The sequence below is a fragment of the Bacillus sp. AFS053548 genome, from assembly GCF_002575105.1.
In the GTDB taxonomy this organism is placed as follows: Bacteria; Bacillota; Bacilli; order Bacillales; family Bacillaceae_G; genus Gottfriedia.
This window is the reverse complement of record NZ_NUHI01000003.1, coordinates 88,933-103,519: the sequence shown is the minus strand read 5'-3', so window position 1 is coordinate 103,519 and position 14,587 is coordinate 88,933. Positions and strand designations below refer to the sequence as shown.

Annotated in this window: 12 protein-coding genes and 1 riboswitch; of the genes, 1 reads left to right on the top strand and 11 read right to left on the bottom strand. The window is 33.1% G+C overall.

Going from position 1 to position 14,587, the window contains the following annotated elements; all coding sequences use genetic code 11:
- Positions 1 to 78 precede the first annotated feature (78 nt).
- The 8 genes from thrB to CN946_RS01235 form a co-directional block, all read right to left on the bottom strand.
- Positions 79 to 987, bottom strand: a complete 909-nt coding sequence (gene thrB / locus CN946_RS01270) for a homoserine kinase (RefSeq protein WP_098859563.1) — start codon at positions 985 to 987, stop codon at positions 79 to 81.
- On the bottom strand, positions 984 to 2,042 hold the full coding sequence (thrC, locus tag CN946_RS01265; RefSeq protein ID WP_098859562.1) for a threonine synthase: 1,059 nt from the start codon (positions 2,040 to 2,042) through the stop codon (positions 984 to 986). The genes thrB and thrC overlap by 4 nt, the downstream gene beginning before the upstream one ends.
- Entirely contained in the window at positions 2,035 to 3,339 is a 1,305-nt protein-coding gene (locus tag CN946_RS01260) for a homoserine dehydrogenase (protein ID WP_098859561.1), read from the bottom strand. Before CN946_RS01260 ends, thrC begins: the two co-directional genes overlap by 8 nt.
- Positions 3,340 to 3,471: 132 nt before the next feature.
- Positions 3,472 to 4,377 carry a homoserine O-acetyltransferase MetA gene (metA, locus tag CN946_RS01255; protein ID WP_098859560.1) on the bottom strand — a complete coding sequence of 302 codons (906 nt, stop codon included), beginning with the start codon at positions 4,375 to 4,377 and terminating at the stop codon, positions 3,472 to 3,474.
- A 129-nt stretch (positions 4,378 to 4,506) separates the two neighbouring features.
- Positions 4,507 to 7,884 carry a methionine synthase gene (gene metH, locus CN946_RS01250; protein ID WP_098859559.1) on the bottom strand — a complete coding sequence of 1,126 codons (3,378 nt, stop codon included), beginning with the start codon at positions 7,882 to 7,884 and terminating at the stop codon, positions 4,507 to 4,509.
- Positions 7,881 to 9,707 (bottom strand): bifunctional homocysteine S-methyltransferase/methylenetetrahydrofolate reductase, encoded by a 1,827-nt coding sequence (locus tag CN946_RS01245; RefSeq protein ID WP_098859558.1) that lies wholly within the window; start codon positions 9,705 to 9,707, stop codon positions 7,881 to 7,883. The genes metH and CN946_RS01245 overlap by 4 nt, the downstream gene beginning before the upstream one ends.
- A gap of 81 nt (positions 9,708 to 9,788) precedes the next feature.
- A riboswitch (SAM riboswitch) is annotated at positions 9,789 to 9,892 on the bottom strand.
- Between the two features lie 112 nt (positions 9,893 to 10,004).
- Complete coding sequence (locus CN946_RS01240) at positions 10,005 to 11,870, bottom strand: terpene cyclase/mutase family protein (RefSeq protein WP_098859557.1); 1,866 nt, start codon at positions 11,868 to 11,870, stop codon at positions 10,005 to 10,007.
- A gap of 14 nt (positions 11,871 to 11,884) precedes the next feature.
- A complete protein-coding gene (locus CN946_RS01235; RefSeq protein ID WP_098859556.1) occupies positions 11,885 to 12,193 on the bottom strand; it encodes a hypothetical protein in 309 nt (102 codons plus the stop codon).
- 244 nt (positions 12,194 to 12,437) lie between these two features.
- On the opposite strand from CN946_RS01235, the gene CN946_RS01230 reads away from it, so the two are divergent.
- Positions 12,438 to 12,881 (top strand): hypothetical protein, encoded by a 444-nt coding sequence (locus CN946_RS01230; protein ID WP_286133779.1) that lies wholly within the window; start codon positions 12,438 to 12,440, stop codon positions 12,879 to 12,881.
- Between the two features lie 198 nt (positions 12,882 to 13,079).
- Here CN946_RS01230 and CN946_RS01225 read toward each other — a convergent pair whose 3' ends face one another.
- From CN946_RS01225 to CN946_RS01215, 3 genes are all read right to left on the bottom strand, one after another.
- On the bottom strand, positions 13,080 to 13,328 hold the full coding sequence (locus CN946_RS01225) for a DUF3892 domain-containing protein (RefSeq protein WP_483295362.1): 249 nt from the start codon (positions 13,326 to 13,328) through the stop codon (positions 13,080 to 13,082).
- Between the two features lie 376 nt (positions 13,329 to 13,704).
- On the bottom strand, positions 13,705 to 14,112 hold the full coding sequence (locus tag CN946_RS01220; RefSeq protein ID WP_176547162.1) for a LysR substrate-binding domain-containing protein: 408 nt from the start codon (positions 14,110 to 14,112) through the stop codon (positions 13,705 to 13,707).
- On the bottom strand, positions 14,106 to 14,435 hold the full coding sequence (locus CN946_RS01215) for a LysR family transcriptional regulator (RefSeq protein ID WP_098859553.1): 330 nt from the start codon (positions 14,433 to 14,435) through the stop codon (positions 14,106 to 14,108). Before CN946_RS01215 ends, CN946_RS01220 begins: the two co-directional genes overlap by 7 nt.
- Between the last annotated feature and the right edge of the window lie 152 nt (positions 14,436 to 14,587).

The following is a 14,587-nucleotide window of genomic DNA, read 5'->3' as shown; positions in this document are numbered from 1 at the left end:
CCACCCTATTTTATTTGCACTTCAGATTTATCCGAAAAATAAGAAACCACTCAACTATCCTTAGTTGAGTGGTTTCTTTTAATTCGAATGGATTGAATGTTTAACTGTTGCACCTTTGTTTTCTATTTTTATTTCACTTACATCACAATTTGGAAATAAACCTGTAAAATAGTCAATTGCTTCAGTGCAACCTTCGATCGAAACAAATGCTAATACTGTTGGACCGGCACCACTTAATACAAATCCATGAACATATTCAGGTAATTCGATTTGTTTTAGGGTGTCTAGCTCTTTTACAATTTTGCATCGATATGGTTCGTGAAATAGATCTCGTTTCATCATATCGCCTGCTAATGCCCAATTTTCCGTTAAGAGTGCTAAAACTAATATATTACTATAGCTGCTAGATTGAATAGCGTCCTTATAAGGAATCGTTGAGGGTAATATATTTCTTGCATGGACAGTTTCTAATTCGTATTTTGGTATAATTGCTACTACTGACACTTTATTTAATGTCGAGTTTTGGATATATGCTTTTCCATCTATAAAAGTCCCAATAACTAAGCCGCCATAAAGTGATGCTCCGACATTATCCATATGACCTTCAATTGAAGTTGCGATTCTAAGCTGTTCTTCTAAAGATAATTGAAGATTACAAAGTTCATTTGCTAGAATAATGCCACCTACTATTGCTGAGGCACTACTTCCTAAACCTCTTGTTAACGGAATATTACTTTCAAGCTTTAAATGACATGTTGGCAAAGATTTATGATTTACTTTTGCAACATCAATTGCTGTTTTTAAGATTAAATTTGTCTGATCAAGTGGTATTTCTTTCAAATATTCACTAAATCCCTCACAGCTATATTGATCATGTTCATATACTTCAATAGTTAAGTATCGATCTAAAGCAATACCAATTGAATCAAAACCAGGTCCCACATTTGCAGTGCTTGCAGGAACTGTTATTTGTAAAAGTTTTTTCATATCGAAACCACACCTTGTAAATGATCTAATACAATTTTTTCTTCATTTGGTAACAATATTGGTTCAATTTTACTTGATTGTATTGCGATATCTGGATCCTTTAATCCATTACCTGTTAAAATGGCTACTACTTTTGAGCCTTTTTTGATTACACCAGACTGTACTTGTTTAAATATTCCAGCAATACTTGCACATGAACCTGGTTCTGCAAATATGCCTTCTTTTGACGCAATCCATTTATAAGCTTGTAGAATTTCTTCATCTGATACACTATCAATTGCTCCGTTTGACTGTTCAATTGCATTTACTGCGTGCTCCCAGCTTGCTGGGTTACCAATACGAATAGCTGTTGCAATTGTTTCGGGATTATCAATCTTTTTATTATTAACAATTGGTGCTGCACCTTCTGCTTGAAAACCATGCATTTTAGGTAATTGATAACCTTTTGATAATTTGTATTCATTAAATCCTTTCCAATAAGCTGTAATATTCCCTGCATTTCCAACTGGAATTGCTAATATATCTGGAGCTTCTTCCAATTGCTCACAAATTTCAAAGGCAGCTGTTTTCTGGCCCTCGATTCGATATGGGTTTACGGAATTTACTAGGGTGATTGGTTCAGACTCACTAATTTTCCTTACCATTTGTAATGCGTGATCAAAATTTCCATCGATACTAATTATATGTGCTCCATACATGACAGCCTGCGCAAGTTTACCATATGCAATTTTGCCATTAGGAATTATAACAAAACATTTCATACCAGCTCTTGCAGCATAAGCAGCAGCGGCAGCAGATGTATTACCTGTTGATGCACAAATAATTGCTGAACTTCCTGCTTCCTTTGCTTTAGCAACTGCCATTACCATCCCACGATCTTTAAATGAACCTGTTGGGTTTAGCCCTTCTAACTTAACAAATAATTCAATTCCCCACTCCTTTGATAAGTGAGGTAAAAATAATAATGGTGTATTTCCTTCATTTAAAGTTAATTTTGGTGTTTCTTCATTGATTGGTAAGAAATTTGAATATTTTTCAATTAATCCTTTATACATCAAGATCTTCACCTGCAATTCGATAATAGCTACGTACTTCATCGACTACCTCAGATGTTTCTAAATTTTCCAATACTTTTTTGTATGCTGAATATGAAGCATGGTGTGTTACTAAGATGATTTCAGCAAGACCTTTATGCTTTAATGGAACTTGAATAATTTTCTCAAAACTTATATCAGATTCTGTAAAAATTGAAGTAATTTCAGCGAACGAACCTAATTGATCTTTTACTGTAAAGCGGAAGAAAGATTTAAAATAAATTTCATGATCTTCCTTAATTTCTTTTGGATATTGTGGTAAAACAGCACTTGTACCGTTTACACCAAGTCGCATATTTTTCATTACTGCAACTAAGTCTGATACGATTGCAGTTGCAGTTGGTAAACTACCAGCACCTGGGCCATAGAACATCGTTTCTCCTACAGCTTCCCCATATACATAAACTGCATTAAATTCATTGCTAACTGATGCTAATGGATGATTATGGGCAATTAAAGTTGGTCCAACACTAACTTCAATTCGATTATCGTTTCTTTTCGCATAACCGATTAATTTCATTGTATAACCAAAGTATTTAGCAAAATCGATGTCTTCTGAAGATACTGAACTAATTCCACGTACTTGCACATCTTCTAGTTCAACATCCATTGAAAAACCTAATTTAGCTAAAATTGTCATTTTTCTCGCAGCATCTAGTCCTTCAACATCAGATGTTGGATCTGCTTCTGCAAAGCCGAGTTCCTGAGCTTCTTTTAACACATCCTCATATGCTTTTCCTTCATTGCTCATCTTTGTAAGAATAAAGTTTGTCGTTCCATTTACAATTCCCATTAGCTTAGTTACACGGTCTGCAGCTAATCCATCTACTAAACTACGAATAATCGGAATACCACCAGCAACACTAGCTTCATAGAATAAATCGCATTTATTCTCATTTGCTACACGGAGTAATTCAGTACCATATAAAGCCATTAAATCTTTATTAGCTGTGACTACATGCTTTTTATTACGAAGAGCATGGAGTATGTATTGTCTAGCATCTTCAATTCCACCCATTACCTCTACTACAACATCTACTTCTGCATCATCTAAAATTTCATATGCATCTGTTGTTAATAAATCCTTTTGAATTGAAATTGAGCGTTCCTTTTCAAGATCCTTAACAAGAACCTTCTTTACTTGAACAGAACAACCGATTTGATGGGCTAATCTATCCTGATGATCTTCAACAATTTTTACAACACCACTTCCAACAGTTCCTAGTCCTAATAGGCCGATAGATATACAGTCTTTCATATGATCTCCTCCGTTAAAATTTGATATTATTTCCATTATGGGAATGTTTTATGAAAATAGCAAACATTTTTTTAAATTTTCCAATTATTTTTATTTAGTATTTGACGAAATTATGAAACTTAAAATAAAAAATTATAAATTGTAAGGGGTTTCTTGATAAACGTAATAATTTAACCAATTCGAGAAAAGTAGATTAGCATGGCTTCTCCAACGTACAATAGGTGGTTTTTCAGGATTGTCATTAAGGAAATAGTTTTTTGGAATAGTAATTTCCGCTCCTCTTTGTACATCTCTTTCATATTCTGATTTTAAAGTATTAATACAATATTCATGATGTCCAGTTGCGAAAATTTGTTTTCCATCCTCACTAGTAACAAGATGAACACCTGCATCATCTGATAGACTTAAAATCTTCAAATCTCCTATTTGATCGATATCTTCCTTCCTAACTTCAGTGTGTCTTGAATGCGGTACATAATACTCATCATCAAAGCCACGTACTAGTTTCACAAAACGATCCTCTACTGAGTGAGGGAAAACACCAAACATTTTTTTATTTAAAGTGTATTTTGGAACTCCGTAGTGATGATAAAGACCTGCTTGTGCACCCCAACATATATGCAATGTAGATGTTACATTTTCAGTTGTGAAATCCATGATTTCTTTAAGTTCCGACCAATATTCAACTTCTTCAAAGTCCAATGTCTCAACAGGAGCACCGGTAATAATAAAGCCATCATATTTTGTATTTTGAATTTGTGAAATGGTTTTATAAAAGCTTGAAACATGCTCTTCTGAAACATTTTTTGGCTTGTATGATTCAGTACCGATTAAATCGATATCTACTTGTAAAGGTGAATTTGCAATTAAACGTAATAATTGCGTTTCGGTTTCAATTTTAGTTGGCATTAAGTTTAAAATCCCTATTTGAAGCGGTCTTATATCTTGTGACTCCGCTCGATCTTTTGTCATATAAAAAACATTTTCTTTCGTTAGAATTTCCGTAGCAGGTAGATCTTTGTTGATAATTACAGGCATTTTTTCCACTCCTCTTTTTTCTTAAGAAAAAGGTAGTAGATTGATGCATGAACTATTTCTACTACCTATTTGAAATATCTAAACTAAATTATGGTTTTATTGAATCAAATGAATAATTATTCTCACTTTTTAAACTGAAAAATATCTTCCATCTTTATGCGAGAATACCATTGCAGTTACAGATGCTTCTGGTAGCATCATAAATCCTTCTGTCAGATTAATCCCAATTTCATTTGGGTTAATTAACTTAAATAGCTTTTCTTGATCCTCAAGATTTGGACACGCAGGATAACCAAATGAAACCCTGATTCCTTGATATCTTGCTTTAAAGCGCTCAGACATCGTGAAATCCGGACGATCTGGGAATCCCCATTTTTCTCTCATCAACATATGTGTTTTTTCAGCTAAACCTTCTGCTAATTCTAGGGCTAATGAGAATAAAACGTGACTTTTTAAATACTCCCCTTCTTGTTTCAATCTTTCAGCAATATTTCTTACTCGTGGTCCCGATGTTACAGAGAAGAATCCAACATAATCCATCTCTTCACCAACAGGATTTAAAAAGTCGCTTATACAAAGATTTGGTTCTTTTCTTTGTCTAGGAAATTGAAAACGTTCAATCGGTTTTTTCGTTTCAGAGTCATAGATAATGACATTATTGCCATCACTTTGAGCAGGGAAAAATTGATAGATTACTTGGCAGTCAAAATATTCATTTCCATCTTTTAAGAATTCTTGAACTAACTCGTATAATTCTTGGCCACGTTCTTGATTTTCCCATTTACCTTTTACACCCAAATGATGTCCTATTAGCATTTGATAATTAATAAAAGGTGCCACTTGAGCTACTGGAATATTTTTAATGACCGTTTTACTTAATGATGAAGGAACTAGGCAATCTGATTTTTGTATTGCTGATCTCTTTGTACTAACTTCAGGAACAGGCAATTCAATAACATTGTCTATTTTTTTAATTGCCTTTTTCTTTTCTTCTAATACTTTTAATTGATCTGGATTAACAATCTTATTTGCTAAATCTAAACCAGTCATTGCATCATTTGAGTAAACAACTAATCCATCGTAAATTGGCTGAATACGGTTTTCAGTAAATTTTCTAGTTAATGCAGCGCCACCAACTAATATTGGTGTATTAATTCCTGCACTTTTTAAGTCACCAGCAGTAATAACCATTTGTTGAGCAGACTTTACTAATAAGCCTGATAAACCAATAATGTCTGGTTTATTTTCACGTATCTTTGTAATTAAATCATCTGGTCGAATATTAATGCCTAAGTTGACAACATCAAAGCCATTATTCGTCAAAATAATATCAACTAAATTTTTTCCGATATCATGAACATCACCTTTAACAGTTGCTAAAATGACTTTACCTTTTCTAGAGCTTTCCGTTTTCTCCATAAATTGCTCTAAAAAGTTTACAGATGCCTTCATTACTTCTGCACTTTGTAATACTTCAGCTACGATAAGCTCATTATTATTGAAAAGTCTTCCAACCTCATCCATCCCGGTCATAAGTGGGCCATTAATAATGTTTAACGGTATGTCACCACGGTCGAGACAAGCTTGCAGATCTTCTATTAATCCTTGCTTTGAACCTTCAATTACACACGCAGCTAATCTTTCTTCAATCGGAAGCTGTTCTTTCGGTTTTTCTTCTTTCTTTACTGAATTTCTAAAATGCTCAACAAATTTATCTAATGTTTCTTGAGACGTATGGAATAATAAATTCTCAGCAAGCTCGCGTTCTTCTGCAGGAATTGAAGCAAATCGTTCTAATTTCTCAGTATTTACAATCGCATAATCAAGACCAGCTTTTGTAGAATGATATAAGAAAACTGCATTTAACACTTCACGACCAGCATTTGGTAATCCGAATGAAATATTACTTAAACCTAAAATCGTTAAACATTCCGGAAATTCATCTTTAATTAATTTAATGCCATCAATGGTCGCTTTTGCAGAACCGATATACTGCGTATCACCTGTTCCAACAGGGAAAACAAGCGGATCAAAGATGATGTCTGTCGCACGAATTTTGTATTTTTCAGTTAATAATTGATAACTTCTTTTTGCAATTTCTAATTTTCTTTCTGCCGATACAGCCATCCCATCTTCATCAATCGTACCAACTACAACTGCAGCACCATATTTATGAATGAAAGGTAAAATCTTTTCAAATCGTTCCTCCCCATCTTCAAGATTAATCGAATTAATGATCGCTTTACCTTGAATATAAGTTAGTGCTAATTCAATTACTTTTTCATCAGTTGAATCAATCATGATTGGTACTTTTACTTTATTAACTAATTGCTTAACGAAATTTTCTATATCTTCAACTTCATCTCGATCAGGATCTGCCATACATACGTCGATGACATGCGCACCTTTTTTCACTTGAGCTCTCGCAATTTCTGAAGCTTCTTCAAATTTCCCGTCAGCTATTAAATTTTTAAATTTACGAGATCCAATAACGTTAGTTCTTTCACCGACGAAAAGTGGTCTCATACTATCGTCATAGCGAAGTGATTCTAAACCACTAACCGCATGATCCTCTCTTTTTTTAGGTTGACGAGGAGTTATTCCATTTACCGCTTCTTTCATTGCCCTAATATGTTCAGGAGTTGTTCCACAACAACCACCTATAATGTTAATCCATCCTTGTTCAGCGAAATCACGTACTTTGTGTGCTAATGATTCTGGTGATTCATGATAATGTCCATCTTCATCTGGTAAACCAGCATTTGGATAACATGAAACAAATGTCTCAGATAGTTCTGACAATGAACGAACATGATCCCTCATAAACTCAGGTCCTGTTGCACAGTTCAATCCAATTGAAATAGGAGAAATATGTTCAATGGCTAAATAGAAAGCATCAATTGTTTGACCTGCTAATGTTGTCCCCATTGGTTCAATCGTTCCGGAAATCATAACGGGTAATTTTATATTTAATTCGTTAAATGCGTTACTAATCCCAATACAAGCAGCTTTAACATTTCTCATATCTTGACAAGTTTCAACTAATAAAACGTCTACACCACCTTTAATTAATCCAGTTGCTTGTCGATTATATGCAGTAATTAATTCATCAAAAGTCACACCACCTGTAACACTGATTGCTTTTGTTGTTGGCCCCATCGCACCTGCAACATATACATCTTTACCCGACGCTTCAACAGCTTGCTTTGCAATCCTTGCTGCAATTTCATTTAATTCAATATCTAAATGCTGTAAATTATAATCGGATAATACAATATTTGTTGCTCCAAAAGTGTTCGTTTCGATTATGTCAGACCCAGCAAATATATACTCCTCATGAATTTCTTGTATAACATCTGGTCTTGTAACAACTAAATATTCATTACAGCCCTCGTATTCTTCTCCACCAAAGTCATCTGCTGTTAAGTTTCTTTGCTGGATCATCGTTCCCATTGCTCCATCAAGAAGTAATATTTTTTCTTTTAATGCTACGTCTAAAGTTTTCATAGTTGAATCTCCTCTTTATTGCTGCTTTTAGTAAATTGAATTAAGTCCTGAGTTATTTCATACTTCAAAAATGGAGTGATAAAATAAATGCCGTTAAATTTATCCTTAATATAATCAATAAGCTCTTTTGCAATTTTTTTACCTTCATCAACTGCTCTCTCTGGTTCAACTGATGAAATTCTGTTTCTTACCTCTTCGGATAAAGTAATTCCTGGAACTTCATAATGAATAAAATCAGCATTCTTCTTACTAACAAGTGGCATAATTCCAATAAAAATTGGCTGTTTAATATGACGTGTTGCCTCATATAACTTATCAATCGTTTCAAAATCATAAATTGGCTGAGTTAAAAAATAATCTGCTCCCGCTTCAACCTTTTTCTCAAGCCTTTTAATTGCGGCATCAAATTTTCGAACATTCGGGTTAAAAGCAGCTGCAACAGAAAACCTCGTTCCATTTCCTAAACTTTTACCGGAATAAAGCCTACCATCGTTCATTTCCTTAATCATTCGAATTAGTTCAAGTGAGGCTACATCATATACTGAAGTTGCACCCGGAAAATCTCCTACCCTTGCTGGATCACCTGTTATAGCAAGAACTTCATTTAATCCTAATGTTGATAGCCCCATTAAATGAGATTGAAGTCCAATCATATTACGATCTCTACAAGTTAAATGCGTCAAAACTGGAACATCCAATCTTTGAAGCAGTGAGGCCATCGCCACGTTCGAAATTCTAGGTGAAGCTAGTGGATTATCTGCTAGCGTAATTGCATCAGCCCCTGCGCTATGTAATGCTTTCGCCCCTTCAAAAAACTTTCTAGTTTGTAATGTTTTTGGCGGATCTAGTTCTGCAATGATCGTCGTTCTCTTTTTTGCCTTTTCTGCTAAAGTTTCATTCTTTTGTTCTTCTTGCTTAGGGATTGTAATTTTAATTGTTCTGTTTTTCACTTCTTTTTTTGTAACAGGCTGTAAAATTTCAATCTTACTTCGTAAAGCAGCGATATGAGCTGGTGTAGTACCACAACATCCACCGATTAGTCTTACACCTTGTTCAATAAATGGTTTTGCCATATCTTCAAAATATTCTGGATTCGATTTGTATACGTATTTTCCCTCATTGTATAGCGGTAATCCTGAATTAGGAAATGCCGATAAGTAACCATTTGTTGGTAATGAAACGGTATTTAATGACTCCAACATATGAAGTGGTCCTAGATGACAATTGATTCCAACAACATCTGCACCCAAATCGATTAAATTAGGAAGAATTTTTTCAATATATTGGCCACTTTGCATGATGCCAATTTCTTGTAGTGTTACTTGCGCAATAATTGGTAAATCCGTTCTTCCTCTTAATAGATTTACAGCATCATATAATTCATTTTCATCATAAAATGTTTCAAGCATGATACCATCTACGCCTTCTTCTAGTAACGCTGAAGCTTGCTCAAGTAGCATCATCTCTCGTTCTAAAGGTGTCGTAAAAGTAGAACCTACATATTTCATTCCACCTATACCACCAATTACTAAAGCTCTTCCTTTTGAAGCCGCTCTAGCATTTCTAACAGCCATTTGATTAATTTGCTTAACCAGCTTTTCCAAACCATATTGTCTCAGTTTTCCAGCATTCGCACCGTACGAATTTGTTTGAATCACTTCTGCGCCAGCATCTATATATTGTTCATGTATATGAATGATTCGATCACGCTCAGTAATATTCAGTTCTTCAAAACAACTGTGAAGTCCGCCAGAATACAAAAGCGTTCCCATTGCACCATCACCTAAAACAATTCCATCTTTTAACTTTTCCAATAAGCCCATTCAATCACTTCCCGTTTATATAAAATAAAAAACGTCATTCTCTCAAAAAAAATGAGAGAATGACGTTTAAGTACAGATCACGCCTTATCTCTCATGTTTTAAACATGCTGGATTTAGCACTTTTTAGCTTTCGCTAAAGTTGCCGGGTTTCAAAGGGCCAGTCCCTCCACCACTCTCGATAAGGATTATTTAGTTATATTTAATATAAATCAGTTTACTATATTTATATGATAAAGAAAAGACATTTATGGAAAGATTTCCAAAAATAAATTTATTTTGTTTACATAATAGTATTATTTAACTATTTTTATAGTGTGCTAGTGCTAATAGCGGATAAATTTCATTATAGCTATGATAGTGAATATAAAACTGACCAGGTAATCCTAATCCAGTTGGATAAGTTAATGATTTATTTGTTAATTCACTTTGAGTAGTTAAAAATTTAATCGCTTTTCTAATTACTTCATCTTCTTTATTACGAATTAAAAGTAATGTATCAACTGCCCACGCTGTTTGACTAGGTGTACTATATTTTAATGGAATATATTTATTTTTTACAGGTGCAAGACCTGATTCACCCCAACCTCCATCTTCATTTTGAATACTAACTAACCATTTCTCCGCTTTTTTAATTGCCTCATGATTTTTAGGAATTCCCACGGCTCGAAGACCAGTAATCGCTGCCCAAGTCCCATAAATATAACAAATACCCCATCTACCATACCAACTACCATTTGTTTTTTGGTTTTTTAAAAGCCAATTAACCGCCTTTTTCACAATCGGATCATCGTTTGAAATCGTCGTATAGTGTCCAATAAATTCTAATATTCGTCCAGTTAAATCTGGAGTAGAAGGATCGATGATTGCATCTTTTGCATTTTCAATTGGTAAAAATGTTAACCACTTATTTGTTACATTTTTTTCGAATGCTCCCCATCCACCATCGTCATTTTGAAGTCCAAGTAAAAAATGAACTCCCTTCAACCAACTTTCATGAATTGTGGATTGATCCAAAGCACTTCTTGCAAGCGCCCTTAAAACTGCTCCTGTATCATCATTATCTGGGATAAAAGAATTAACATCAGAAAAACCCCAACCGCCAGGACTTAAGTTTTTAGCATGAACCTTCCAGTCACCATTCATATTTTGTTGTTTCTTTATCAGGTATTTTATTGATTTCGAAACAATCGGATCACTTACCTGGTGACCAGCTTCTTGAATTGCATATGACAATAATGCAGTATCCCAAACTTTTGATGGCGAATTTTGAATATGAAGTCCCGCTTCAGTATTGGCTGCATATGAAAGAAGTCCTTGTAGAGCATTTTGAATGACAGATGAAGCTGCTTCATAGCCTAAAGCCATTAAAGCATAAATCATATAAAATGTAGAACTAGCATAGCTAAAAAAAGTTCCATTTGTTTCAATACGATCCAGAATAAATCTTTCAGCCTTTTCATATCCTTTCTGGTGAAAATAGAGAGGATATGAAGCTAGCTTCTTACCTTCTTCAAGTAAAAATTGATAAAAACTTCCTCGCTCTTCGTAAAACCATTCTACCTCACTAGTTTCCAGAAGATGATCGATAGTTAGATCCTCATCCAATTTCACTTTAAATCGCTTATTTATACAAAGAATCATTGGAACTAAATGAACTCGAGCATAATTACTTAGATCAAATAAACTTAACGGCATTTTATCCGGTAGCAAAAAATAACTCATTGGAAAGTAAAATAATTTAGGATATTCAATCAAACCATGAGTAGCTAGAATCATTTTTAACATAAAATGCGTTTTTTTAATTCCACCGTTTTCACGTATAAATTTTTCAGCTTTCTTCATACTTGAATGTTCTTTTGAATACTTTTTTGAGATTAATAGAGCTATGTAAGCTTGTACTGTTGCATTTATGTTTCCATCTTTTTCATCTTCGTATAATTTCCAAGCTCCATTAGGATGTTGAAGATTGATGATACGATCGATAATCCCATCAATCACCTTTTGATTTTTGTATTCAAGATCATTCAATAATAAAATCATAAAACTATCCGTTATTATTGAACCTTCAAAACAAAATTCCCAAGAACCATCTTCATCTTGTTTTGCTCTTAGCCGTTTGATCCGCTCTTCAATATTTCGTAAAACAATATTTTCGAGGTCCATTTTACCACCTCAGTTCAATTTTTTTCTGCCTGATGGTATTTTTCCATTCTTGTTGAATGCTCAATTTCAATTTCAATTTCAATTTCTTCAAGATCATCAATTTCTTCTGATACCTCAATTTCTATTTTTTTACTAAAATAAACAATTGAAATAATAAATGCTAAAAGGCTAAAAGGTAAAACAATTATGTTAAATCCGAACCAAGTAAATGAATGTAAAATATGAAAATAGCTACCTAGTAACAAGCAATAAATAAGTAATAACAGATCGATAACAATTACACCGCAAAATGATTTTACTATTTTTAATAATAAAGGATTCAACTAGATCACACTCCATTACTAATCTATGATTTAAATGTGAAAAAATGAATTATTCTGTGTAATTTGTACCTGTTACTTGGAAAAAACAACATTTTATAGTGGGAATTTCAGGGGAAATAAATTATTTACTATAAACTTTTTTCTCTAAAGTATTTAAAAAATTGAAGAATCTATTAAATGTCTAATCAGAAACTATTAAAACTGAATATAGTGAGAGTATTGATAGAAAGGAGTGTTTTTTACTATGGCAGCAGAATTTGAAGATTTCAAAGCTTTAAAAGAAGAAATTCAAGAGGTGCTTGCAGCAGCTAATCAAGATGGTTCAATCAATTTTAATTTTTTCAACATTGAACTTAAAGATGTCCGTTTCCAGCTCGAGCAAAGAGCAGAAGGCGGAGGTCAGATCAATAGAAATGTTGGAATGAACGCAAATCAAGGTGGACAAAACGCTAGAAATAATAGTCAAACTGCGAATACCAATTCTCAATTTGCAGATGGTAATGGAAGAAGTGGCATTGCAGGACAAAATAATGATGAATTAGGAGGACAGCAAGGAGTAAAAGTTAGAGACAGTAGACTTAATAGAAGCAGAATTCGAACTAATTCCGAGCATAACGAAGGAGGAGCAATGGAAGCAGCGAGCGCTGAACAATTCCAATTACCAAGAATAAGAAATCTTGGCAGTTAATCTAAAGTACTTGTTGGTTAATCTTAAAGTCTAAGAATGGTCTATCAATTTTAAATAGCAAAAATTTGGACAAGTTATATTTCTTCTTATAGCTCGAAATAGTATGAATAAAACTATTTAAATTATTTTCTTGTTTTTCAAAATTGACAATGTAAAAAGCTCAGTAATTTGTACTGAGCTTTCTTTTTTATCCATATTTTAAAATTCTGGTAAATTACTCAAATTATTCTCTGCTATACCATCCGGTTCACTTCTGAGTATGTCACGACCATACTTATGAATTACATCTACATGTGCTAAATTTCCACTTTTTGCTTCCTGCAAAGCTTGAAGATAATCTAGTTCACGATTAAAACTTGTTCTGAAGCCAATTAAATCACCATCTTCATTTTTACGAACAGCAACAATATGCTCCTTGTCCTGATTTACTGAATCCTCTACCATCATTTGTTCGTCATCACTTTGATTTCTATACATTTCATATGCTTCTTCAAATCGATCTTGAGTCACTTTTGTATCCTCCTTTTATCATTAGTTTTGCCATTGATGGAGGATGTAAAACTAATTAGTCCTAGATGAAGGATAATATTATCTTTTATAAAAAAGAACTGATTTTACATTTAAATATTTACTGATTACTATCTTTTTATTAATTATACTTTTTTAAAATGTTCTATAAAATCTTCAAGAAACTCATTATACAAATTCGATAAACCTTTTGTTTCTAAATAGATTAGCCAAAAATCAAGTTCGAATAATCGCATCTGTTTATCCTTCAGTGGGATTATTTTCAAATCTCCATTTAATACCATTGGAAAATTCTTTAGTGCAAAGTCGTGAAGATATATAAAGCATCACTTTCTTTTACTAGCTTAAAAAGCATGCTAGTCCTATTTGAACTAATTATCACTTGCTCTGGGTTTATTTTCGTAAATTTTAAAATCTGGTTATAATCAGATGTTTCATAAGTTACTAATTTAGTATTTTTTAGATCACTTGGAGTTACAAAGTCTAATGTATAAAAGGGTGAGTTTCTTCCAACTGCTATACATATATGTCCTTTGTAAATGTGCTTATAAGAAATATTTTTACCTTTTTTCAACTCATCAACGGTTGCAGAGATAAGCGCAAAATCAAAATCTTCCTTATTAAAATTCTCAATAATCTTTGTAGGATTTTGTTCAATTAATTCAAAGGTTAAATCTTCATTTTCTAGTTTAAGCTTTACCAAAAATTCTTGAAGTATATAAAAAAAGCAGGTGCAATTTTTACTTTTAAATGCATTTGATAACTGTTTTTATAAATGTTCAGTTTTTTATTCATTTCATCTATAGTTTTCAGAACTGAATTTGCTGTTGAAACCACTATTTCACCTTCAAAAGTTGGCGTAATACTTTTTTTGGATCGATTAAAAATTTTTATTCCAAGCTCGTTTTCAAGTTGGGTAATAGATTGACTCAAACCTGGAGTAGATATAAATAGTTTTTCTGCTGCTTTTGTAATAGACTTTTCAATTTCGACAGTGACAATATGCTCCATTTGTTCAAAATTCATATTTATCCTCCGCAAATAATTTTTTTAAAAGTTCAATATGTAGGTAACTGCCCTTTTATTTCTTTTTCTGATACTAAATCCGGATTATCATTGTAATCTATGTTGACACTAAAGTTATTCATATTTGAATTCCCCAAAGATGTTTATTTATT